Annotated in this window: 20 protein-coding genes; 11 read left to right on the top strand and 9 right to left on the bottom strand. The window is 66.8% G+C overall.

The window, feature by feature from the left end:
- Positions 1–12 precede the first annotated feature (12 nt).
- From ACVENA_RS12310 to ACVENA_RS12295, 4 genes are read right to left on the bottom strand one after another with little or no spacing between them, the layout of a single operon-like run.
- Complete coding sequence (locus ACVENA_RS12310; RefSeq protein ID WP_449325592.1) at positions 13–1290, bottom strand: alanine racemase; 1278 nt, start codon at positions 1288–1290, stop codon at positions 13–15.
- Positions 1283–2698 carry a D-arabinono-1,4-lactone oxidase gene (locus ACVENA_RS12305; protein ID WP_449325591.1) on the bottom strand — a complete coding sequence of 472 codons (1416 nt, stop codon included), beginning with the start codon at positions 2696–2698 and terminating at the stop codon, positions 1283–1285. Before ACVENA_RS12305 ends, ACVENA_RS12310 begins: the two co-directional genes overlap by 8 nt.
- The gene (locus tag ACVENA_RS12300; protein ID WP_449325590.1) at positions 2698–3048 is read right to left on the bottom strand and encodes a c-type cytochrome; all 351 of its coding nucleotides are present in this window, start codon (positions 3046–3048) and stop codon (positions 2698–2700) included. The genes ACVENA_RS12305 and ACVENA_RS12300 overlap by 1 nt, the downstream gene beginning before the upstream one ends.
- Positions 3048–5396 (bottom strand): TonB-dependent receptor, encoded by a 2349-nt coding sequence (locus tag ACVENA_RS12295; protein ID WP_449325589.1) that lies wholly within the window; start codon positions 5394–5396, stop codon positions 3048–3050. Before ACVENA_RS12295 ends, ACVENA_RS12300 begins: the two co-directional genes overlap by 1 nt.
- A gap of 127 nt (positions 5397–5523) precedes the next feature.
- Between ACVENA_RS12295 and ACVENA_RS12290 the strand changes: the two genes are divergently transcribed.
- Both ACVENA_RS12290 and ACVENA_RS12285 read left to right on the top strand, forming a co-directional pair.
- Positions 5524–6144: a TetR/AcrR family transcriptional regulator gene (locus tag ACVENA_RS12290; RefSeq protein ID WP_449325588.1), complete on the top strand. Its 621-nt coding sequence runs from the start codon at positions 5524–5526 to the stop codon at positions 6142–6144.
- 179 nt (positions 6145–6323) lie between these two features.
- A complete protein-coding gene (locus ACVENA_RS12285) occupies positions 6324–6917 on the top strand; it encodes a malonic semialdehyde reductase (RefSeq protein WP_257543248.1) in 594 nt (197 codons plus the stop codon).
- A 13-nt stretch (positions 6918–6930) separates the two neighbouring features.
- Here the strand turns inward: ACVENA_RS12285 and ACVENA_RS12280 are convergent, their stop codons facing one another.
- Positions 6931–7944, bottom strand: coding sequence for a LacI family DNA-binding transcriptional regulator (locus tag ACVENA_RS12280; RefSeq protein WP_449325587.1), 1014 nt, complete (start codon positions 7942–7944; stop codon positions 6931–6933).
- Positions 7945–8158: 214 nt separating this feature from the next.
- Between ACVENA_RS12280 and ACVENA_RS12275 the strand changes: the two genes are divergently transcribed.
- The 9 genes from ACVENA_RS12275 to ACVENA_RS12235 all read left to right on the top strand — a co-directional run bounded on the left by ACVENA_RS12275 (position 8159) and on the right by ACVENA_RS12235 (position 19081).
- The gene (locus tag ACVENA_RS12275; RefSeq protein ID WP_257543243.1) at positions 8159–9076 is read left to right on the top strand and encodes a VOC family protein; all 918 of its coding nucleotides are present in this window, start codon (positions 8159–8161) and stop codon (positions 9074–9076) included.
- Between the two features lie 42 nt (positions 9077–9118).
- Complete coding sequence (locus tag ACVENA_RS12270; protein ID WP_257543241.1) at positions 9119–9490, top strand: carboxymuconolactone decarboxylase family protein; 372 nt, start codon at positions 9119–9121, stop codon at positions 9488–9490.
- 38 nt (positions 9491–9528) lie between these two features.
- Positions 9529–10794: an MFS transporter gene (locus tag ACVENA_RS12265; RefSeq protein WP_449325586.1), complete on the top strand. Its 1266-nt coding sequence runs from the start codon at positions 9529–9531 to the stop codon at positions 10792–10794.
- Between the two features lie 70 nt (positions 10795–10864).
- Complete coding sequence (locus ACVENA_RS12260; RefSeq protein ID WP_449325585.1) at positions 10865–13201, top strand: TonB-dependent receptor; 2337 nt, start codon at positions 10865–10867, stop codon at positions 13199–13201.
- An 86-nt stretch (positions 13202–13287) separates the two neighbouring features.
- On the top strand, positions 13288–14196 hold the full coding sequence (locus ACVENA_RS12255) for a fumarylacetoacetate hydrolase family protein (RefSeq protein ID WP_257543235.1): 909 nt from the start codon (positions 13288–13290) through the stop codon (positions 14194–14196).
- 70 nt (positions 14197–14266) lie between these two features.
- Complete coding sequence (locus tag ACVENA_RS12250; RefSeq protein ID WP_449325584.1) at positions 14267–15289, top strand: phosphotransferase family protein; 1023 nt, start codon at positions 14267–14269, stop codon at positions 15287–15289.
- Entirely contained in the window at positions 15286–16587 is a 1302-nt protein-coding gene (gene eno / locus ACVENA_RS12245) for a phosphopyruvate hydratase (protein WP_257543231.1), read from the top strand. Before ACVENA_RS12250 ends, eno begins: the two co-directional genes overlap by 4 nt.
- The gene (locus ACVENA_RS12240) at positions 16584–17522 is read left to right on the top strand and encodes an NAD(P)-dependent oxidoreductase (protein WP_449325583.1); all 939 of its coding nucleotides are present in this window, start codon (positions 16584–16586) and stop codon (positions 17520–17522) included. Before eno ends, ACVENA_RS12240 begins: the two co-directional genes overlap by 4 nt.
- A 17-nt stretch (positions 17523–17539) precedes the next feature.
- Positions 17540–19081 (top strand): long-chain-fatty-acid--CoA ligase, encoded by a 1542-nt coding sequence (locus tag ACVENA_RS12235; protein ID WP_449325582.1) that lies wholly within the window; start codon positions 17540–17542, stop codon positions 19079–19081.
- A 6-nt stretch (positions 19082–19087) separates the two neighbouring features.
- Here the strand turns inward: ACVENA_RS12235 and bioD are convergent, their stop codons facing one another.
- The 4 genes from bioD to ilvC form a co-directional block, all read right to left on the bottom strand.
- Positions 19088–19696: a dethiobiotin synthase gene (gene bioD, locus ACVENA_RS12230; RefSeq protein ID WP_449325581.1), complete on the bottom strand. Its 609-nt coding sequence runs from the start codon at positions 19694–19696 to the stop codon at positions 19088–19090.
- Entirely contained in the window at positions 19693–20829 is a 1137-nt protein-coding gene (locus tag ACVENA_RS12225; RefSeq protein ID WP_449325580.1) for an 8-amino-7-oxononanoate synthase, read from the bottom strand. Before ACVENA_RS12225 ends, bioD begins: the two co-directional genes overlap by 4 nt.
- A gap of 94 nt (positions 20830–20923) precedes the next feature.
- On the bottom strand, positions 20924–21529 hold the full coding sequence (locus tag ACVENA_RS12220) for a DUF6151 family protein (protein WP_449325579.1): 606 nt from the start codon (positions 21527–21529) through the stop codon (positions 20924–20926).
- Positions 21530–21570: 41 nt separating this feature from the next.
- Positions 21571–22605, bottom strand: a complete 1035-nt coding sequence (gene ilvC, locus ACVENA_RS12215) for a ketol-acid reductoisomerase (protein WP_449325578.1) — start codon at positions 22603–22605, stop codon at positions 21571–21573.
- Between the last annotated feature and the right edge of the window lie 95 nt (positions 22606–22700).

Genomic DNA, 22700 nt, shown 5'->3' with positions numbered 1-22700 from the left:
GCGCGGTGCCGGTCAGGCCGATATCGGGAAGGTCGGCCAGGTGCCCGTGATCGCCGCCCCGTCGAACAGCAGGATATCGCCGAATTGCAGGAAGACGGCCTCGCTCTGGTTCGGGCGGAAGAAGACGCGATCGTCGGGTTTCAGCGCGACATGGGTCGATCCGGTCAGCATCTCCTGATTGCTCGACCGGCCGTAGAGGTCGCTGAACTGCAATCCCGGCGGCGATATCGGCGTCGCGAGCCAGTGACCGCCGTAGATGAAGAAGGCGCGCGCGGCGTTGGGGTCCATGAAGGTCAGCGGTCCGGTCAACCATTCGTTGCCGGGCAGTTCCATGCGCTTCGCCTTGATCACCGGGGTGGCGATGAAGCTGGCGGGGACGTGGCGCGCAAGCGAGGGGAGGTCGAAATCGGCCGGCTTGACGAAGGCCGAGCCTACCGACACCTCGTTCGCCGCGGTTCCCTGCGCGTGGCGCGCATAGGTCGGACTGCCCGCGCCGTTGAGCGTCAGCGACGCGGGGGCGACGCCGAGCTTCTCGCGCAGCACGCCGGTCGCGGTGCGATAAAGCGCCTGCGACGCGGCATAGGCGTCGTCGGGATCGCTCATCTTCGGGACATGGGCGTCATAGCCCATCAGGCCGGACACGGTAACATGCGGCAAGGTGCGGGCGAGGTCGACCGCCGCCGCGAGCGATTGGCCGTCGGCGAAGCCGCCGCGATGGAGGCCGACGTCGATTTCCATATTGGCGCGCAGCTTCGTGCCGCGCGCCGCGGCGATGTCGGCATATTGCTTCAGCCGCGCGGGGGTGTCGATCAGCCACTGGATGCGGCCCGCCGCCTCGGCCCCGACCTTGTCGACGATCCCGGCATATTCCATCGCGGGCAGCGGCTTGCCGAGCAGCAGGTCGGCGTCGGGCCGCGCCGCCATGATGTCGAGCATCGCGCCGTTGAACACCATGAAGCGGTTCGTCGCCATGCCGCGCGCGACATGGTCGATCAGCCCGGTCGCGGGCAGCGACTTGACGACGACGCGCAGCGGCAGATTGGCGGGCTTCAGCGTCGCGCGCGCCGCGGCAATGTTGCGGTCGAGCCGCGCCTGGTCGATCACGAGCACCGGATGCGCGACGCCCGCCTTGCGGAGCGCCGCCGTCAGCGCGAGGAAATAAGCATCGTGGGCGCCGCCATGATCGCTCTTGCGCGAGGCGAGCACCGCCGCGCCGCCGACGACCGCGAGCCCGCCGCCGACCATCGCCGCGCGGCGGGTCCAGCGTTTCGTCCGTCCAGCTTCAGCCATCGAGGAAGATTCCCTTCAGATAATCGTTGAGCATCCGCCCCTCGGGATCGAGCGCGCGTCGCACCTCGCCGGCTTCCTTCCAGCGCGGGTAGAGCGCCGCAAGGTCGCGCGCCTTCAGGCTGTGGAGCTTGCCCCAGTGCGGGCGGCCGCCGTGGCGGCGGAAGATCGGCTCGACGATGGTGAAGAAGAAATCATGGTCCTCGCGGTAATAGGCGTGGACCGCGATCGACCCGCTCTCGCGCTGGTAGAAGGGGGAGAGCCAGGCATCGTCGGGCGCGATCACGCGCACCTCGATCGGGAAGAAGACGTCCTTGCGATGCTCCTCGATCGCGGCAATGACTTCGCGCAGCGCCGGAATCTGCGCCTCGATCGGCAGATGATATTCGCATTCGTTGAAACGCACCGGCCGCTCGTTCGACAGCAGTTTCCAGCCTTCGTCGACCATCTCCTCGGGCGGAACCTTCGCCATCTCCTCGGCCGCGAGCTTGCGACGCAGCGAGGGAGCGAATTCGAACCAGTCGCGAAGCTGTTTGAGGCCCATCAGCGTTTCGGTGTCGGCGTCGGGGCCGCGCGGCTTGACCGGCCGGTCGGTGATGTCGTTGGTGATCACCGCCGAGTGGCCGGTGAAGGGCAGGACATAGAATTCGACGTTGCGGTGCTTCTGGCGCAGCGACGGCCAATCCTCCAGAACATCTTCGGTGGGGCGCACTTCGGTGCGCTTGAGGATGCGGTGGAGCGGCTGATTCTGGAGCGTGACCTGCGTCACGACGCCGAAAGCGCCCAGCCCGACGCGCGCGGCGTTGAACACCTCCGGGCGGGTGGCGGCGTCGCAGTCGATGATCTCGCCCGACGGAGTCGCGATCCGCATCGCGACGACCGACCCGTGCACCGCCTGGATGCCGCGTCCGGTGCCATGCGTCGCTGTACCGATCGCGCCCGCGATCGATTGCTTGTTGATGTCGGGAAGGTTGATCATCTCCTGCCCGATCGCCGCGAGCGCGGGGCCGAGGTCGGCGAGGCGGGTGCCGCCGCGCACCGTTGCCTGATTCTTCGCGGCGTCGTGGCTGACCAGCCCCGCCATGCCGTCGAGCGTCACCAGCGTGCCGTCGGTCGGCACCAGCGCGGTGAAGCTGTGCCCCGATCCCACGGGGCGAACCGGGGCGGGGGCCCTCGTCAGGATGGAGAGCAATTCCTCCTCGCTTTTCGGCGCGCCGCGCTTTTCGGGATAGCTGTGCGCGATGCCCGACCAGTTCGACCAGAGGAGATGGCCCTTGGCGTCCTGCGTCGCCAACGCCGCGGGCTCGCGGTCGCGCAGCCAGTTGCGCCCCGCCAGACCGCCGGCACCGATCGCGCCGATCCCGATGACGCTCCCGCCCGCGATCAGCGCGCGCCGCGTTACCTTGCCCATCAGTTCCTCCCCGCCATGAAGCGAATAAGCGCCTTATAATCATCGGGCGTGCACGAAAAACACTGCCCGCCTGCGGGCATTCCGTTGAGGCCCTGGACCGCGCTGGCGAGCAGCGCATCCTCGCCCTTCGCCCAGCGCTTGTCCCACTGGGTGCGGTCGCCGGTGAGCGGCGCGCCGGTGTCGGCGACCGTATGGCACGACTTGCACGCCTGGTCGTAGAGGCCCGCGATGCGCGCGTCGGCGGGCTTGAGCGCCGCGCTCTCCTCGGGCGTCAGCGGCTTGGCCGGCGGCGGCTCCGACTGGCAGGCCGCCAGCAGGAGTGCCGCAGGCAGAAAGCGGAGCGCGCGCATCAATATTTGACCCGGAATTCGACGCCGAACATCCGCGGTTCGCCGCGGAACTGTTCGATGAAACCGAAATCGGAAAGATCGACGGCGTAATTGATATATTTCTTGCGCGTCAGGTTGCGGCCGAACACCGCCGCTTCCCAGCGCCCGTCCTCGTCCTTGAGCGCGATGCGCCCGCCGAGCAGCCAATAGCCCTTCTGCTTGAGGAGGGGGCTGTTGTCGGCCGAGAAATATTGGCCGCTGCGATAGGAGGCCGAGGGCTGGAACGCGATCGCCAGCTTGTCCGACACCGGCACCTCGTAATTGGCGGTGCCGCTGAAGGTCACGGTCGGCGACAGCGCGAGCCGGTTGCCCGAATAGTCGGCGGTCGCGGTGACGAAATCCTTCACCTCGGTATCGAGCAGGCCCAGGTTGAGCGTGATGTCGAAGCGGTCGGCGGGCTTGGCGATCAGCTCGAACTCGGCGCCATAGATGGTCGCGTTCGCGGCATTGTCGAGCAGCGACAGCGGAATCGCGCCGGTGTTGATCAGCGTATAGAGCTGCAAATCCTTATAGTCGTAATAGAAGGCCGCGGCGTTGAAGCGCAGGCGGCGGTCGAACAGGGTCGACTTCAGCCCGATTTCATAGGCGGTCAGCGTCTCTTCGTCGAACGGCTGCGCCTGCAACGCCGCTTCGGTGGGGTCGAAGCTCAGGAAGCCACCGTTGAAGCCGCCGCTCTTGAAGCCCGTCGAGATGCTTGCATAGGCCATGACGTCGGGCGCAATGTCGTAATCGAGCCCGATCTTGAACGAGACATTCTTGAACGATTTGCGGTTGTCAAAGGCATAGAGCGGGATGATGCCGCCGGGGATTGGCGCGACGGTGACGGCGCCTTCGCCGCCTTCCTCATCGGGCACGATGATGCTGTTCTCCTCCAGCCGGGCCTCGGCGAGGAAGCGCTTGCGCTCGTAATTGTAGCGGCCGCCGATGGTCGCGCGCAGCGCCGGGGTCAGTTCGATCTCGGCCTGGCCGAAGATCGACGCCGCATTGGTGGTCTGGCGATTGAGCGTGCGCGAGAAGAGCACGGGGATGCCGCCCGTCGCCAGCCCGTCGGGATCGCCAGCGCCGTCCGGCAGGGCGGCGCGCACCTCGCCGAACAGGTCGCCGGTCTGGTTCTGGTTCAGCGTCTCGTGCAGATAATAGCCGCCGACCACCCAGTTGACGCCGCCGCCCGTGCCCGACAGGCGCAGTTCCTGCGTGAAGGCCTTCGACCGCACGCCATAGTCGATGTCGAGAAGGCGGAACGGGCTGGCGTCGGTGTCCTCGCGGTGCAGCTTGTCGTTCCAGTCATAGGCCGAGATCGACGTCAGCGTGATGTCGCCGAAATGCCAGTTGAGCCGTGCCGACGTGCCCCAATTCTTGACCACCAGCCGGTCGCTGCGGTCGTAATTGCCGTCGTAGAAGCCTTCGGGGCTGACATAGCCGAAGACGTTGCCGCACTGGTTCGCCATGATCGCATCGGGCGCGCAGGGCGTCGTGAAGCCGGTGTCGGGATCGAGCAGGCCGAGGCTGCGATATTGCGGCGAACGGACGTCGACCTTGCCGCCGTGGACATTGAGCAGCGCGTCGAAATTGTCGGTGATATCGAGGGCCAATTGGCCGCGCAGCGCAAAGCTGCCCTGGCCGTTCTCGCGGCGGCCGGTCAGCAGATTGTGGACATAGCCGTTCGAATGGGTGCCGGTGCCCGAGATGCGGAAGCGCACGGCGTCGGAGATCGGCCCGCCGATCGCGGCTTCGCCGGTGATCGTGTCGAACGAGCCATAGGAGAGCGAGGCCTGCGCCTGGAAATCCCGGCTCGGCTTTGCGGTGATGAAATTGATCGCGCCGCCGGTCGCGTTGCGGCCATAGAGCGTGCCCTGCGGACCCTTCAGCACCTCGACGCGGTCGAGGTCGAAAAGCTGGAAGGTCTGCGCGCCGGGGGAGGCGATATAGACTTCGTCGACATAGACGCCGTTCGGCCCGGCATTGTTGGAGTTGGTGTCGGCAAGCCCGACGCCGCGGATATAGATCAGCGGCTGGTTGCCTTCGCCGCCGGGAAGGCCGATTTCAAGGTTCGGAACGACGCCCGCGATGTCCGAACTCGACTGAATGCCGAGGTCGGCCATGGTGTCGCCCGAGAAAGCAGTGACCGCGACCGGCACGTCCTGCAAATTCTGTTCGCGGCGCTGCGCGGTGACGACGATGTCGCCGATGCCCTCGCCGGATTCGGCGACACTTCCTTGATCCTGCGCCGTGGCGACGGCCGGTGCGGACATCGCGGCGATCGCCAGCACGGCGACGGAGAATCGCAGTTCACCCTTGAATTTCGACATTTTTACATCCCCAGACCTGTTATAGCTATTACTATATTATAGTGTTTGCTATAACAGCGCAACGCTCATTTCGATCCGGGTAAGGCGATGTGCTAGGCAGGATGGAGCGAATGAGGATGGAAGCATCGTGACGAAATCGAAGCCGAAGGACGTGCCGCCGGGGAAGCGCAAGCGATCCACCCGCGAGAAACTGCTCGATACCGCGGGCGAGCTGCTCGCGGAGTTCGGCATCGACCGCGTCACGACCAACCTGATCTGCGAGCGCGCCGGCGTGACTCCGCCCGCGCTCTATTATTATTTCGCCGACAAATATGAGGTCGTCGTCGCCCTCGGCAAAAGGCTGATGGACCGTCAGAACGAAGCGCTCGAACGCTGGCTTGACCGGCATCTGGACGGCGGCATTCGCGCTTATGCCGAAAACACCCTGGAATTGTTGCGCGAAACCGCCGAGATCACCGAAGCCGAACCGGGCGGAATCTGGATCGAGCGCGCGCTCCATTCGAGCCCGCGCCTCGAACATGTCCGGATCGAATCGCACCGCTATGTCACCGACAAGCTGACTGAGATCTATGTTCCGATGCTGCCCGGATATCCGCGCGAGCTCATCTGGCTCCGTATGCGGATGCTGGTCGAGTTCGGCTATGTCGCCACCGAATTGCTGCACGCGGAAAGCGGCATGGAACGCGAGGCCATATTGGCGGAAACCGCGCAGATGCAAAGGCTTGCGACGCTCGCGCTTCTCGACTGATTCCCGACACAGGGCCCGCCGCCGGATCGCCGCGATTTCCAGATGCGGGCTTGCGCGGCGCCGAAGATCGTTCCAAGGGCTGCCGCTCGTTTCCAGGCGTGGGCGCGCATGCACCCCGGCGCCCCGCGCCGCCGGGGCTGCCGCACCTCCGCCGCCCTATTGCCACAGGAGATCCGGCAGTGAGCGAACCGCTTCACGACACCATCCTCGACCGACTGTTCCGCACCGCGCGATCCTACAACGGATATCTCGACCGGCCGGTTGCGGAGGCACAACTTCGCGCGATATGGGATCTCGTGAAATTCGGCCCCACCAGCGCCAACGGATTGCCGGCGCGTATCGTCTGGTGCGTATCGGAGGATGCGAAGGAGCGGCTCGCGACGCTCGCTTCGCCGGGCAATGCCGACAAGGTCCGCAAGGCACCGGTCACCGCGATCATCGGGATGGACAACGCATTCTATGACTATCTTCCCGAGCTTTTGCCGCACACCGACGCCCGGAGCTGGTTCGTCGGCAAGGACGAGCTCGCCCGCACGACGGCGTTCCGCAATTCGAGCCTGCAGGGCGCCTATTTCATCCTCGCGGCGCGCGCGCTGGGGCTCGATACCGGGCCGATGTCGGGGTTCGACAACGCCGCCGTCGATGCCGCCTTTTTTGGCGATCGGCCGAGCGTGAAGAGCAATTTCATCTCGACGCTCGGCTATGGCGATCCTGCGAGCATCTTCGAGCGCAGCCCGCGCCCCGATTTCGAGCGTTTCAACCGTATCGCCTGACCGGCGCGCGGCCTTATCGCGAAGCGGGCGTGCCGGTGGAACTGCGCAGGATCAGTTCGGACGAACTCGTCGCGTGATAGGATCTGGCCAGCTTTTCCTCGGGCGTGCGTAGCCGGTCCATGAACCAGAGGGCGCAATTGACCGCGAGCGACTGAATCGGCGGGCGGATGACGGTGATCGGCGGCTGCCACCATTCGCACCAGTTCGGATCGCCGAAACCGATTACCGACATCTGATCCGGGATTGCGATCTGAGCCCTGCGAAGCGCGACGATAATGCCCATCGTCACATGCGCCGAGCCCGACAGGATCGCCGTCGGACGCTCGGGCAGGGCCAGCATCTCGTGCACCGCGCGCTCGCCCCATGTCGAGGTCGGCGCGTCGAGGAAGGTCGCGAGCGACGATGGCGGAATGCCGCGCTTGCGATAGGCGTTGTGCACCCCTTCGAGGCGGCGCCGTCCGGTCGACAGGCGTTCGGACGCCGCGACATAGGCGATGCGTCGATGCCCGAGGTCGAGCAGATGGCTCGTCGCCCGCTCCATCGCGTCGCTGTCGTCGATTCCGAACCAGAGATCGTCGGGGCCGCCGGCGTAGCGAAGCAGTTGCACATGCGGAACCTGGCGCAGCAGCGCAATGCTTTCGCGCTTCAGGTCGGCGCTCGGCACCAGGATGATCCCGGCGACGCGGGCGCCGACGAAATCGCGGATGTGCCGCACTTCGGTTTCGGGGTCGTCGCCGGTTATCGATAGCACAATCCGATAGCCCTGGCGGTCGCAACTTTCGGAAAGCGCCTGCGCGATCGAGGCGAAGAAGTCGTTCTGAATATCGGGGAGGATCAGCCCGATCAGGTTGCTCGATCCGCCGCGCATCATGCGCGCGGGGAGGTTGCCGACATAGCCGAGCTCCTCTGCCGCGGCGCGCACGGCGTGCTTCGTCCGCTCGCTGATCCGCGCATCGCCGGACAAGGCGCGTCCAACAGTAGATACTGAAAATCCTAGTTTTTTTGCAATGTCCTTGGTTGTTACCATTCGCCTCGCATCCCCCGCGGTTGCTGTCTGGACACCCATCGAAACCCGCCGCCGCCGATGTAGGAGGCCGGGCCTGGTCCCGGGGCCGTGCAGCTCGTCCAAGGCAGCATAGGCGAGGGCGGAAGGAGCCGCAATACGCGCGTCGCAACAAGGGCGTTGCCATCGGTAAAGTTTATGCTATCGATTGCGCAATCGAGATGAGGGAGAGCGAGAGATGATTCGCAACGTCAACCACGTCCTGTTCCGCCACGAAGGCGATATGGAGGCGATCAAGCGCTTCTTCGAGGACTTCGGCCTGTTCGTGTCGCATGAGGACGAGCGGCGCGTCTATTTCCGCGGCTATGAGAGCCGCCCCTTCATCTATGTCGCCGAACGCGGCCCGCGCAGCTTCGGCGGGCTCGGTTTCGAGGTCGAGAGCGCCGAGGCGCTGGAGGCGCTGGCGCGGCGTTTCGACGTTCCCGTGACCGACGGCGCGACTCCCTGGGGCGGCCGGCAGATCGCGATCGAGGACGCCGACGGCAATGCGATCGAACTGGTTCACGGCCTCCGGCAGCTCGAGCCCGTTGCGCTGCCGCGCCCCCCGGTGCCGCTGAACACCGGCAATATCGTCCAGCGCCGCGGCCGCTTTCCGATCTTCGAGCGCGGCCCCGCGCCGGTGCTTCGCCTCGCGCATGTCGTCCAGAACACGCCCGATCCGGGTCGCCTGATGGACTGGTATGTCGACAATCTGGGCGCCTATCTGTCGGATGTCATCATGGTCGGCGAGCATCGCGCGGGCGCCTTCATCCGCTTTCCGCGCGGCAAGGACTATGTCGACCATCATAATATCGCGGTCTTTCAGGGGCCGGCGAACACGGCGCAGCACGCCTGTTTCGAGACGATCGACGTCGATGCCGTGCATATGGGGCACCAGCATCTCGCGGCGAAGGGCTATCGTCCCGCCTGGGGCGTGCTGCGCCACGCGGTCGGCGGCGCGCTGTCGGACTATTGGTACGATCCTTCGGATTTCCGCGTCGAGCACGTCACCGACAGCGACTATCTGAACGACGAATATCCCACCGGCTATCACCAGCGCGGCCCCGAAACCGCAATGCAGTGGGGCGGCGACATGCCCGACCACTTCCGCGACTGATCGGCGCACACGCAGCAGAATCGAGATATTGGGAGTAGGCAGATGCAGGAATCGCGCGACGCGGCGTTCGACCGCGGCTTGGCCATGCGCAAGAAGATCGCGGGCGACGTTCCGCCGCCGCCCGGCCTCGACGAGGATCTGCGCGGCCTGATCCTGCGCTATGCCTTCGGCGACGTGTGGAGCCGGCCGGGGCTGGACGTCGATACGCGGCGCCTGCTGACGCTGTCGATGACGCTGGCCGGCGGGCATCTGGAGGAATTCAAGCTGCACCTGCGCTTCGCGGTGACCAATGGCGTCGACCGCGCGACGGTCAAGGAACTGATCCTGCACAGCGCCGTCTATTGCGGCATTCCCGCGGCGCTCGACGCCTTTCGCGCGGCGAACGAAATCTACGCCGAACTCGACGCCGCCTGACCGCCGCGCTTCCCACCGCCTTTCACGAAAGCAGGACGATGCAAGGGACCAACCTCGCCGAATGGCGTGCCGGCTGGCCGGTGGTGCTCGTCGGGATCGCGGGCGCCGCGACCTCGTCGATCCAGACCGTCGCGCTCAGCCTGATCATCCCTTCGCTGTCCGCCGAACTCGGCTGGTCGCGGGCGGCGATCTCGGTCAGCTTCACCATCACCACCATCGGCGCGCTGCTGCTCAGCCCGCTGGTGGGCGCGCTGCTCGACCGTTTCGGGACGCGCCGGGTCGCCATCGCGGGGGTGATCGCAAAGGCGAGCGCGCTCGCCGCGGTCTCGCTCACCACGTCGCAGATATGGACCTGGTATCTCGCCTGGGTCTTCGTCGCGCTGGCGGCGCCCTTTGCGAGCCTGGTCGTGTGGACCAAGGCGGTCGCGGGCCGCTTCGCCAAACAGCGCGGCTTGGCGCTCGCGATCACGATGACCGGGCTGCCGATCGCGAACATCGTCTTCACCTTCGTTGCGGCGCAGACGATGGGTGCCATGGGCTGGCGCGCCGTCTATCCGGCGCTCGCGGCCTCGGCACTCTGCGTCGTGCTGCCGCTGGCGATCTTCTTCCTCTATGACGAACGCGATCTGCTGCGCCGCCGGGCGCGCGCGGTCGGCGAAACCGTGCAGGCCGCGCTGCCCCGCGCGCTCGGCCACGGGGCCGAGATCGGCGAGGCGCTGCGCAACCGGCGCCTCTGGCAGATTTTCATCCCCGGGTTCCTGGTGTCGATGTCGCTCGGCGGGCTGATGGTCCATCTGCCGTCGATGGTCACCGATGCCGGCGCGACGCCCGCCGAGGCCGCGACGGTCTTCGCGCTCGCCTTCGGTCCTTTTGCATTCGCGGGCCGCGTCGCGACGGGATTGCTTCTCGACCGGCTGCACGCGCCCTTCGTCGCCGGAGCGGCGTTCATCCTGCCGGCGCTGGCCGCGCTGATCTTCTACTCGGCGAACGGTGACATCGCCTGGCTGATCGCGGCGGGTGCCCTCGCGGGCTGCGCGCTCGGCGCCGAGCTCGAGGGGATCGCCTATCTGGTCAGCGTCTATTTCGGCCAGAAGAATTACGGCTTTCTCTATGGCATCGGCTTCGGTTTCTATTCGGTCGGTTTCGGCATCGGGCCGGTCATCGCCGGCCATATCTATGACAGCTACGGCAGCTATGAGCGATATTTCGTCTTCATCGCCTCGGCGCTGCTGATCGCCGTTCCCTTCATCACCTTGCTCGGCCGCTACCCCGATTGGGGAAGCGGGGAAGAGCGGGCGGCCTGAATTCACCATCATCATCTGGAACGACGGCCGCGGGACTGACCGAAGCGGCCGCCAAGAGCGGGAGGACTATATGAAGACCATCAAGACGACCCTGTTGATCGGGGCTGCCTCGTGGGGGCTGCTGGCGGCCTTGCCTGCGATGGCGCAGGACGGCGGCGCGCCGACCGAGGACGCGGACGGCGCGGCCGCGTCGTCGGGCATCGGCGACATCGTGGTGACGGCGCGCAAGCGGGCCGAGAGCGTCCAGGACGTTCCGGTTGCGATCACCGCGGTCAGCGCCGAGCAGATGATCGACCGTTCGGTGAAGGATATCACCGATATTGCCGCCTCGACCCCCAGCTTCTTCACCCAGATGTCGAGCGCCGACCCGTCGGCGCTGCTCGTCTCGATGCGCGGCCAGTCGGCGACCGATGCGCTGATGACGCTCGACTCGCCGGTCGGCGTCTATGTCGATGGCGTCTATCTGCCGCGCTCGATCGGCCTGCGCGCCGCGATGGTCGACATCGAGCGCGTCGAGGTGCTGCGCGGTCCGCAGGGGACGTTGTTCGGCAAGAACACCACCGGCGGCGCGGTCAGCATCACGACCCGCCAGCCCGACCTCGTGGAAACGGGCGGTTTCGTCAGCATGGTGCTGGGCGAGCATGGCAAGATGGAAGCGACCGGCGCACTCAACGTGCCGCTGGTTCGCGATGTGCTCGCGGTGCGCGGCGTGTTCCAATATTCGGGCAACAACGGCTATGGCCGCAACCTGCTCGGCGAGCGGATCGGCGGCGACGTCACCAAGACGGGGCGGATCAACGTCGCCTTCGCGCCGAGCGACCGCCTGCGCATCAACCTGTCGGGCGATTATCAGCGAATCAAGGGCGACGGTATCATCACGCGCCTGTCGTGGCTTAACCCCTATCCGCAGGAAACCGGTTCGGTTCTGCCCGCGCCGACCAATCTGCTGCGCGCGACGCTGGCGCAGCAGGGCCTCGCCGACACGCCGGCGAACCGCGAGGCGGCCTATGCCTATCTGCAGACCGCACTGATCGGCAACAGCGCCGGCTCCTTCTATGATGCGCCGACGACCTCGCCGCAGGCGAACGACTATGAAGGCTATGGCGTGTCGGGAACGATCGAGTTCGACGTCAGCGATTATCTGAGCCTCAAGTCGATCACCGCCAACCGCTGGGCCGACCGCGACTCCTATGTCGATTTCGACGGCACGCCGATCGTGCTGTTCGAGCCCCATTATGTGACCAAGTCGAAGGTGTTCAGCCAGGAACTGCAATTGCTGTCCGATCCGGCCGAGCGCCTGTCGTGGATCCTCGGTGGCTATTATTCGAAGGAGACGGGCAACGAGTTCACGGTGAGCCGCACGCTGCCGCCGATCCTGCCGACCAATCCGGGGATCAGCGATGGCGACGTCACCAACAAGAGCGTCGCGGTGTTCGGACAGGCGAACTATCGCGTGTCGGACGCGGTTCGCATCACCGCCGGGCTACGCTGGACCGAAGAGACGAAATCGCTGCTGACGCGCAACCGCAACGCGCTCGGCTGCAACATCCCGGTTTCGATCCGCATCGACGGCGCCTGCGAAGGCTATTTGTCGGACACCTATTCGGACTGGTCCTATCTGCTCAGCCTCGACTGGACGCCGGGCACCGGAACGCTCTTCTATGCCCGCACCTCGCGCGGCTTCAAGGGCGGCGGCCAGAATCTGCGCGGCCAGGCATCCGATCCGCGCACCTTCAACCCGTTCCGGCCCGAGACCGTCACCGACTATGAAATCGGCGCGAAGCTCGATCTGCTCGACCGGCGCCTGCGCCTGAACCTCGCCGGCTATCACGCCATCTATGAGGATATTCAGCGCAGCACGAGCATTCAGCCGCCGGTCGGCAGCGCGACGACGCTGGTGACGAACGCCGCGAAGGCGAAGATCAACGGCGTCGAGGCCGAAATCACCGCCCAGCCGACCGATGCGCTGACGCTGAACGTCAACGCGAGCTATACCGATGCAAGCTATTCGAGCTTCGCCGATCCGATCATCGGCGACCGCAGCGACGAACGCTTCCCGGTTCCGCGCTGGACGCTGGCGACGAATCTGACCTACCAGCTCCCGACCTCGATCGGCGACCTCAAGTTCATCGCCGGCTGGAACTGGCGCAGCGCGACATCGCTTCGTCCCGCCGCGCTGGTGCAGTCGAGCGTGACGCAGAAGGCCTATGGCCTCGTCGATGCGCGGATCAGCCTGCACGTCGACGAACTCGATGCCGATGTCGCGATCTTCGCGAAGAATCTGCTCGACAAGGAGTATATCGTCGGCGCGGTCGATCTCGACCGGACGCTGGGATATAATATCGTCAACGTCGGCACTCCGCGCCTGATCGGCGTGGAATTCCGCAAGAGCTTCGGCAGCCGTTAATCGGGTCGGCCATGCTATCGTTAGCCCTGGTGGCTGGCGATGGCATGGCCGCTTCCCATCATCGCCCCACATTATCGGAGGAAGATATGAGCTTTGCACTTTGCGTTCTGGAAAAGGGCGGACAGCGTGTTCCCGCGGTCAAGATCGGCGAGCGTTTCTGGGCGCTGAGCGACGTCGCACCGGGACTGATCCAGCGGCCCGACGAGGGCCTGCTCGACCTGCTTCCCGCGTGGGACGAGAGCTTTGCCAAACTGGAAAAGGCCGTCGCGGCGTTCGACGGAGCGGCGAAGACCGCGCTCGTCCCCGGCGAAGGCGGCGTCCGCTATGACCTGCTCGTCACCAACCCCAAGAAGATCGTCTGCGCGGGGATGAATTATTATTGCCACATGCGTAAGGACGCCAAGCGCGAGATCAAGAAGGAGGATTATGACTGCCTCTTCTTCCTGAAGGCGTCCGACCAGCAGCTTGCCGCCGACCGCGACATCCCGTTCCCCAGCCATACGAAGAAATATGACTGGGAAGTCGAGATCGTCGTCGTGATCGGCAAGGAAGGCCGCAACATCAAGGCCGCCGATGCCGCGCAGCACATCGCGGGCTATGCGGTCGGCAACGACCTGTCGGCGCGCGACTGGCAGTTCAATCCGCGCCACGTCCGCCAGTTCGACCTCGTCGCCGGCAAATCCTTCGATCATTCGGCGCCGGTCGGCCCGTGGCTCGTCCCCGCCGCTTTCGTCGACATCGAAAATCTCTGGCTGAAGCTGTGGGTCAACGACGATCTGAAGCAGGATTCGACGACCAAGGAATTCATCTGGTCGGTCGGCGAACTGATCGAATCCTATAGCTCGCACAGCACGTTGCGTCCGGGCGACCTGCTGTTTACCGGCGCGCCCGCGGGGGTCGGCATGGCGACCGACACCTATCTCAAGCCCGGCGACGTGATGGTGGCCGAGGTCGAGGGGCTGGGCCGTCTCGAAACGCGGCTGCTCGCCGAGTGAGGGAATGGGGAGGGCGGCCCAAGGGGCGCTCTCCCGCCAACAGCGGGCGGAGTTCGCGTTGATACAGGGATTGTCTCCAGCCGCCGCGTCGGCGGACGCCGATACGGTCGTGTCGGCGCTGCTCGAATGCGGGGTGATCGCGGCGAAGAGCGAGGTGCGGCGGATCGTCTCCATCGCGGGCGGCGTGTCGTGCGACGTCTATCGCGTCGATCTGCCCGGCCGTTCGGTCGGGGTGAAGCGCGCGCTGCCGCGCCTGCGCGTCGCCGCCGAATGGAACGCGCCGGTCGAACGCTCGGCGTATGAAGTGTTGTGGCTGCGCCGCGCGCAGGCATGGGGCGTGCGCGCGCCGCACGTGCTGGCCTCGCTGCCCGACCGCAACCTCTTCGTCATGCAATGGTTCGACGCCGCCGCGCATCCGGTGTGGAAAGCGGAACTGCTCGCGGGGCGTGTCGATGCGGATTTCGCGCGGCGCGTCGGGGCGGCACTGGCGCTCGTCCACAACCGCAGCAGCGCCGACGAGACGGTCGCGCGGGATTTCGCCAGCGACGAACTGTTCCGACAGCTCCGCATATCGCCCTATCTCGACGCGACGGCGGCCGAGCATCCCGATCTCGCCGCACGGATCGGCGCGCTCGCGGCGTCGCTTGCACGCACCAAGGTCGCGCTCGTCCATGGCGACGTCAGCCCGAAGAATATCCTGTGCGCGGCGGAAGGGCCGCTGTTCCTCGACGCCGAATGCGCCTGGCACGGCGATCCGGCCTTCGATGCCGCTTTCTGCCTGACCCATCTGCTGCTCAAGGCGCTCAAGCTCGGGACCAGGGCGAGCCGCGATGCGTGCGGCGCCTTTGCCGGGGCATGGCTGGGCGATGCCGGTTGGGAGGAGGTGGCGGCCCTGTCGCGCCGCACCGCGCCGCTGCTTGCCGCGCTGCTCCTCGCGCGCGTCGACGGCAAGTCGCCGGTCGAATATCTGAACGCGTCCGAACGCGCCTTCGTCCGCCGTTTCGCACGCGACTTCCTGCATCTCCCCGCCGAAAACGGCGACGACATCGATGCGCTCAAACATATGTGGTTCGAAAGATTGGATAGCCGATGAACAACAATATCGCTCAAGTCCGCGCCCGCTCGGTGTGGGATTCGCGCGGGCGGCCGACCGTCGAGGCGGAAGTGCATCTTGCCGGTGGGGCCATCGGGCGGGCAATCGCGCCCGCGGGGGCTTCGCGCGGGAAATATGAAGCGGTCGACCTTCGCGACGGCGGCAGCCGCTTCGGCGGCATGGGGGTCGAGCGCGCCGTCGCGGCGGTGAACGGCGAGATCGCGCCGTTGCTGATCGGCGCCGATGCGCGCGAGCAGGACCAGATCGACGCGCGCCTCTGCCGCGCGGACGGCACGCCGAACAAGGGCCGCGTCGGCGGCAATGCGACCGTCGCGGTATCGATGGCGGCCGCGCACGCCGCCGCCGCGGCCGAGGGCGTGCCGCTGTGGCGCTGGCTGTCGCGCGGCGGCCCGGTCTCGCTGCCGCTGCCCGAAATCCAGATCTTCGGCGGCGGCGCGCACGCCGGGCGGCGCACCGACATCCAGGATTTCATGATCATGGTGCCGAAGGCGGCATCGATCCGCGAGGTGCTGGAGGTGACGGGCGACGTCTATCGCGCGGCAGGCGAGGTGATGCAGGACCGCGACCGCATGGTCGGCACTGCCGACGAGGGCGGCTGGTGGCCGATGTTCGACACCAACGAACAGGCGCTGGAAACGCTGGTCGAAGCGATCGAGCGCGCCGGCCATCGCCCCGGCGAGGACGTCTTCATCTCGCTCGACATCGCAGCGAGCGAGTTTGCCGAGGGCAATGGCTATGTGCTCGCGCTCGACGATGCGCGGTCGTCGAGCGAGGAGATGGTCGAGCGCGTCTGCGACTGGGCCGCGCGCTATCCGATCCTGTCGATCGAGGATCCGGTGGGGCAGGACGACACGCCGGGCATGGTCGCGGTGACGCGGCGGCTCGGCGGACGCATCCAGATCATCGGTGACGATTATCTGGTCACCAACAGCGACCGCGTCGACGCGGCGGCGGCGGCGGGCGCGTGCAATGCAGTGCTCGTCAAGGTCAATCAGGCCGGGTCGCTCAGCGAAGCGAAGGCGGCGCTCGACGCGGCGCAGCGCCGGCAATGGGGGACGATCGTGTCGGCCCGGTCGGGCGAGACCGAGGATGTGACGATCGCGCATCTCGCGGTCGGCTGGAACGCCCGCCAGCTCAAGGTCGGCTCCTTCGCGCGCTCGGAGCGCATGGCGAAATGGAACGAACTGCTGCGGATCGAGGAGGCGCTGGGGGCCGACAATCGCTTCGACGGCATCCGCGCCTTCGCGCCCGGCGTTTCGGCGGCCCTCGGCGCATGAAGGCGGTCCTCCATTATGGCGCGAGCCCCGGTTTTCGCGCGTCGCTCGCGGGGCTCGCCGACGGGCTGGATATCGTGGTGGTCGACGAGGAGAGTCCCGATTTCGCCCGCGAGATCGCCGACGCCGAAATATTGCTCCATGTGCTGAAGCCGGTGACGCGCGCGATGATCGAAGGAGCGCCGCAGCTTCGCCTGATCCAGAAGATCGGCGTCGGGGTGAATACGATCGACCTCGACGCGGCGCGGTCGCGCGGCGTCGCGGTCGCGAACATGCCCGGCACCAACAGCCAGGCGGTGGCCGAGCTGGCGCTGGGGCTGATGCTTTCGGTGCTGCGCCGCATCCCCGCGCTCGACGCGATGACGAAGGGCGGACACCGATGGTCGCCGGAGCCGGCGCTGATCGATTCCTGCGGCGAAATATGCGGGCGGACGGTCGGTTTCCTCGGCTTCGGCGAAGTGCCGCGGCGGCTTGCCGGGGCGATCGAGGCGCTCGGCGGCAGCGTGCTGCGCCACGATCCCGCCGCGGCGCCCGATGCGCCGGGGCGCGCGGTCGATCTCGATACCCTGTTCGGCGAAAGCGACATCCTGTCGCTGCACGTGCCGCTTACCGATGCGACGCGCCATATCGTCGATGCCGCCCGGCTCGGCCGGATGCGGCCGGGGGCGGTGCTGATCAACACGGCGCGTGGCGAGCTGGTCGACGAAAAGGCGCTTTACGATGCCATCGCCGGAGGACGGCTGCGCGGCGCCGGGCTCGACGTGTTCGAGGCCGAACCGGTGCGGGCGGACAACCCGTTGCTGACGTTGCCCGGGATCGTCGCGACGCCACACCTCGCCTGGCTGACGCCCGAGACGCTGGCGCGCAGCATGGCGGTCGCGGGCGAGAATTACCGGCGGCTGGCGGCGGGCGAGCCGCTGCTGCATCAGGTCGTTTGAAAAAGGATGAAGCGGCGATGAGCGTCGAGCAGCGCGATACCTTCCCGGCACTTGCGCGTCATCTGGCCGTCGCCGCCCCCGATGCGCCGGCTTTCGTCGTCGATGGCGAAGCGATCGGTTTCGCCGCGTTCGAGGCGCGTGCGCGGCGTGTCGCGGCCGCTTTGCGGCGCGACGGCGTGGGGGCGGGAAGCCGCGTCGCCTGGCTGTCGAAGAACCATATTTCAGGCTTTGAATTGTGGCTCGCCGCGAACATGGTGGGCGCGACCTTTGTGCCGCTCAACTGGCGGCTTGCCGCGGGCGAGCTTGCCTTCATCGTCGCCGATGCCGAGGCGCCGATCCTGTTCGTCTCCCCCGAGTTCGACGCAATCGCGCGGCAGGCGAGCGCGGGACTCGCCATTCGGATCGTCGGCCTGGGAAGCGAATGGGGCGCGTGGCTGGACGGCGCCGATGCCGATGCGTCCGATGTCGTTGCGGGAACGGCCGAGGATATTTCGCTTCAGCTCTATACTTCGGGAACGACCGGCAAGCCCAAGGGGGCGATGCTCAGCCACCGCGCGCTGCTCGGCGCGCGGCCTGCGTGGCGCGATCTCGACTGGTATCGCTGGGACGAGCGCGACGTCGGTCTGCTCGCGATGCCGATGTTCCACATCGGCGGCATGGGCTGGGCGCTGATGGCGTTCGATTCGGGGCGGCCGAGCGTCATCCTGCCCGAATTCGATACCGAGGCGATCCTGACGCTGATCGACGAGCGGGCCTTTTCGAAGATTTTCCTCGTTCCCGCGGCGTTGCAGCTTCTGATCGATCATCCGCGCGCCGACGCGATCGATTTCGGCGGGCTGAAGACGGTGCTCTATGGCGCAAGCCCGATGCCGCTCGCCGTGCTCGACCGGGCGATGCAGCGGCTTCGCTGCGATTTCGCGCAGCAATATGGCATGACCGAAACCGCCGGAACCGTCGTCGCATTGGCGCCCGATGATCATCGGCCGGGCAATCCGCGCCTCGCCTCGGCGGGCAAGGCTTTGCCGGGCGTCGAACTCGAAATCCGCGGCCCGTCGGGCGAGAGACTGCCTGCCGGTGAAACCGGACAGATCGCCATCCGGTCGGTCGCCAACCTCAGCGGCTATTGGCGCCGGCCCGAAGCGAGCGCGGAGGCGATCGACGGCGACGGCTGGCTGCTGACCGGCGATGCGGCCTATCTCGACGCGGACGGCTATCTCTTCGTGCGCGACCGGCTCAACGACATGATCATCAGCGGCGGCGAGAATGTCTATCCGGCGGAGGTCGAATCTTTGTTGTCCGCACATCCCGCGATCGTCGAGGCGGCGATCGTCGGCCTGCCCGACGCGCGCTGGGGCGAGGCGGTGACGGCCGCGGTCGTGCTGCGCGACGAGAGCGTCGCGGACGCCGATATCGCGGCGTGGATGCGCGGGCGGATCGCGGCCTACAAGATTCCCAAGCGGATCGCGCGTTTCGCCGTCTTGCCGCGCAACGGCGCCGGCAAGATTCTTCGCCGTGCGATCAGGGAAGAGCTGGCGGCATCCGCAAAGAAGCCCGGCTGATCCGCTCTAGCCGAAATCGGCTGAATCGAAGTTTGCGGCGAAGGCTTCGGCGAGTTCTTCGGGCGTCAGCGGATCGACGATGGGCAGGCGGCCGAGACGGCGGACGCCGCCGAGCTTGGCGATGATCGCCTCACTGTCGGGCATCGCTTCGCCGAGGAAGGCGAGGCCGTGGATTGCGACGCCCCGGCGTTTCAGCGCTTCGATCGTCAGCAGGCTGTGGTTGATCGTGCCGAGGCCGGTGCGTGCGCAGACGATCACCGGGATGCGCCAGCGCGCGAACAGGTCGGCGTAAAGCAGCGTGCGCGTGACGGGGACGAGGACGCCGCCGGCCCCCTCGACGATCAAGGCGCCATCGGGAGGCGTCAGCGCGTCGGGGTCGATTTCCACGCCGTCGATTTCGGCCGCGAGGTGCGGCGAGGCGGGGGTGACGAGGCGGTAGCCCTCGGGGCGCACAGAAACGCCCGCGAGGCGCGCGACGATTTCGCTGTCGGTCTCCTCTTCGAGGCCCGACTGGATCGGCTTCCAATAGGGGACGCCGAGCGCGCCTGCGAGCGCGGCGGAGAAGATCGTCTTGCCGATGCCGGTATCGGTGCCGGTGACGACGAAGCGGGTCATGCCTCTGCCATCGCGGTGGCCAGCGCGTCGACCATTGCATCGACCTCGCGCTCGCCGACGTTGAGGGTGATCGCGATGCGAAGGCGCGCGGTGCCCTCCGGCACCGTCGGCGGGCGGATGCCGCGGACGTCGAAGCCCGCGGCCTGCAGCGCGGCGGCGATCCGCATCGTGCGGCCGTTGTCGCCGATGACGACCGGGATGATCTGGCTGCCGCTGGCGGGCAGGCCGAGCGCGGCGAGGCGGGTTTCGGCGCGGCGGACGAGGCCCTGAAGGCGTGCCGCCCGTTCGGGTTCGTTCGCGACGATTTCGAGCGCCTGGCGGACGAGCCACGCCGTCAGCGGCGACGGCGCGGTCGAGAAGATGAAGGGGCGGCCGCGGTTGACGATGAAGTCGCGGACGATCGCCGGCCCGCAGAGCAGCGCGCCTTCGCAGCCGAGCGCCTTGCCGCAGGTGTGGAGAGTGATCAGATTGTCGCGGCGGCTGAGATCGTGCGCGAGGCCTTGGCCCGCGGGACCGTAGACACCGGTCGCATGCGCCTCGTCGACGATGAGCACGGCGTCGTGGCGGTGGGCGACCGCGGCGAGATCGGCGAGCGGGGCGCGGTCGCCGTCCATCGAATAGAGGCTTTCGACCGCGATCCACGGCGTCCCGCTGCCGCCGCCGCGCCGCCAGCGCGCGATGATGTCGTCGAATGCCTGCGCGTCGTTGTGGTGCGCGTCGACGCGCCCGGCGCGGCCGAGCTTCATCCCGTCGTGCGCGCTCGCGTGGATGAGTTCGTCATGGACGACGAGGTCGCCGCGCTGCGGCAGCGTCGCGAACAGCGCGGCATTGGCGGCGAAGCCGGTGGGGAAGAAGAGCGCTGCCTCGCTGCCGTAATGGCGCGCGGCATGGGCTTCGAGCGCCTCATGCTCGTCATGATTGCCGCGCAGCAGGCGCGAGCCGCCCGAGCCCGCCGGCAGCCCGCGCTGAAGACCCGCCGCCAGCGCTTCATTGAGCGCGTAGGAGCCGGCGAGCGCGAGATAGTCGTTCGAGGCGAAATCGGCGCCGGCGCGCGGCGCGAGCGCGCGGCGGCGATCGGCGGCGGCGAGCGCGTCGAGACCCTTGCGGTGGGCGTGGAAGGGGGAGATGGTCATTCTGCGTCCCTGTCCGTCATTGCGGGCGAAGCGAAGCAATCCAGAGCCCGCGTAAACCGCTCTGGATTGCTTCGCTTCGCTCGCAATGACGAAGTTATTGGTGGGATCGATTGTGCCACAGATTCTGCCGCTCTTCGGCGGTCAGCCGGTGCGGCGGGGCGATGGGGGCGAGCGTTTTCGGATCGAACAGCGCGGCGCGGCGACGGTCGCCCGAGACGACGTCCTTGATGGCGCGCACGAAGAAGCGTCGCATCAGCGTGACCATGGACATCTTGCGAAGGTCGCTGGCGTCGCCGATCGCCTCGTGCGTGAAAAGATGTTCCCCGGTGGCGCCGAGGAGCCGGTCGCGCGTTGTCGCGTCGCAGGCGGCGAGTTGAACCGTGATGAAGGGCAGCTTGCCGTTCGCATAGGTGTTGAACAGCGGCATCCGGCAACATTTGGCATACCAGCGCAGCGTCGGCTGGTCGGTGAGGTGGACGCAGGCGAGCCGGTCGCGGCCCGACCTCAGCCGCATCCGCGCGCACCGCGTCTGGTACAGCGCCGTCCCGCCCTCCGCATCGAGCACCGGCTCGTGGCCGAGATAATGGGCGAGATTCTGGCAATCGGTGCAATGACATATGACGTGATCGCCCCCGGCGTCGATGGTCAGCGTTCCGGAAACGGCGCCGCATTCGCAGGCGAAGGGAAGGTCGGACGGCATGGTCCGATCCTAGCCCCTTGCCCGCGATGGCGGAAGCGTCGTCAGTTGACCGCCTTGTCGACCAGCTTGTTCTTGGCGATCCACGGCATCATCGCGCGCAGCTCGGCGCCCGTCTGTTCGATCGGATGCGCGGCGGCGGCCTTGCGGCTGGCCTTCAGCTCGGGCTGGCCGGCCTGGTTGTCGAGGACGAAATCCTTGACGAAGCGGCCCGAGGTGATGTCGGCGAGGACGCGCTTCATCTCGGCCTTGGTCTCGTCGGTGATGATGCGCGGGCCGGTCTTGATGTCGCCGTACTCGGCGGTGTTCGAGATCGAATAGCGCATGTTCGCGATGCCGCCTTCATAGAGGAGGTCGACGATCAGCTTGGTTTCGTGGAGGCATTCGAAATAGGCCATTTCGGGGGCATAGCCCGCCTCGACCAGCGTCTCGAAACCCGCCTGGATCAGGTGGGTGACGCCGCCGCAGAGCACCGCCTGTTCGCCGAACAGGTCGGTTTCGCACTCTTCCTTGAAGGTCGTCTCGATGATGCCGCTGCGGCCGCCGCCGACGGCCGACGCGTAGCTGAGGGCGAGCGCCTTGGCGTGGCCGTTGCCGCTGTTGCCGCTGGCTTCCTGCGCGACCGCGATCAGGCAGGGGACGCCGCCGCCCTTCTGATATTCGCTGCGCACCGTGTGGCCGGGGCCTTTCGGCGCGACCATGAAGACGTCGATGTCGGGGCGTGCCTCGATCAGGCCGAAGTGGATGTTGAGGCCGTGCGCGAAGGCGAGCGCGGCGCCGGGCTTCAGATTGTCGGCGAGGTCGTCATAATAGATTTTCGCCTGATGCTCGTCGGGGGCGGCGATCATGATGACGTCGGCCCATTCGGCGGCTTCCTTGTTCGACAGCACCTTGAAGCCCGCGCCTTCGGCCTTCTTCGCGGTCGCCGAACCGGGACGGAGCGCGATCGCGACCTCGCGCACGCCGCTGTCGCGGAGGTTCTGCGCATGGGCGTGGCCCTGGCTGCCGTAGCCGAGGATGGCGACCTTCTTGTTCTTGATCAGATCCTGGTCGGCGTCGCGATCGTAGTAAACCTGCATTGGATAAACCCCTTCGTATATTTGCTTGATCGTCATCCCGGCGAAGGCCGGGATCTCGCCCTTGCGTCAGGCTGCCACGGCGAGATCCCGGCCTT

Source organism: Sphingopyxis sp. 550A (assembly GCF_053569535.1).
Note: the sequence above shows the minus strand (reverse complement) of the source record. Positions and strands in the feature narration are given on the sequence as shown.

Coding starts and splice junctions, on each gene's coding strand:
- ACVENA_RS12265 (WP_449325586.1), top strand. CDS start 9,529: ATGCAAGGGACCAACCTCGCCGAATGGCGTGCCGGCTGGCCGGTGGTG.
- ACVENA_RS12270 (WP_257543241.1), top strand. CDS start 9,119: ATGCAGGAATCGCGCGACGCGGCGTTCGACCGCGGCTTGGCCATGCGC.
- ACVENA_RS12275 (WP_257543243.1), top strand. CDS start 8,159: ATGATTCGCAACGTCAACCACGTCCTGTTCCGCCACGAAGGCGATATG.
- eno (WP_257543231.1), top strand. CDS start 15,286: ATGAACAACAATATCGCTCAAGTCCGCGCCCGCTCGGTGTGGGATTCG.
- ilvC (WP_449325578.1), bottom strand. CDS start 22,605: ATGCAGGTTTACTACGATCGCGACGCCGACCAGGATCTGATCAAGAAC.
- bioD (WP_449325581.1), bottom strand. CDS start 19,696: ATGACCCGCTTCGTCGTCACCGGCACCGATACCGGCATCGGCAAGACG.
- ACVENA_RS12225 (WP_449325580.1), bottom strand. CDS start 20,829: ATGACCATCTCCCCCTTCCACGCCCACCGCAAGGGTCTCGACGCGCTC.
- ACVENA_RS12235 (WP_449325582.1), top strand. CDS start 17,540: ATGAGCGTCGAGCAGCGCGATACCTTCCCGGCACTTGCGCGTCATCTG.
- ACVENA_RS12305 (WP_449325591.1), bottom strand. CDS start 2,698: ATGGGCAAGGTAACGCGGCGCGCGCTGATCGCGGGCGGGAGCGTCATC.
- ACVENA_RS12295 (WP_449325589.1), bottom strand. CDS start 5,396: ATGTCGAAATTCAAGGGTGAACTGCGATTCTCCGTCGCCGTGCTGGCG.
- ACVENA_RS12280 (WP_449325587.1), bottom strand. CDS start 7,944: ATGGTAACAACCAAGGACATTGCAAAAAAACTAGGATTTTCAGTATCT.
- ACVENA_RS12240 (WP_449325583.1), top strand. CDS start 16,584: ATGAAGGCGGTCCTCCATTATGGCGCGAGCCCCGGTTTTCGCGCGTCG.
- ACVENA_RS12220 (WP_449325579.1), bottom strand. CDS start 21,529: ATGCCGTCCGACCTTCCCTTCGCCTGCGAATGCGGCGCCGTTTCCGGA.
- ACVENA_RS12300 (WP_449325590.1), bottom strand. CDS start 3,048: ATGCGCGCGCTCCGCTTTCTGCCTGCGGCACTCCTGCTGGCGGCCTGC.
- ACVENA_RS12255 (WP_257543235.1), top strand. CDS start 13,288: ATGAGCTTTGCACTTTGCGTTCTGGAAAAGGGCGGACAGCGTGTTCCC.
- ACVENA_RS12310 (WP_449325592.1), bottom strand. CDS start 1,290: ATGGCTGAAGCTGGACGGACGAAACGCTGGACCCGCCGCGCGGCGATG.
- ACVENA_RS12260 (WP_449325585.1), top strand. CDS start 10,865: ATGAAGACCATCAAGACGACCCTGTTGATCGGGGCTGCCTCGTGGGGG.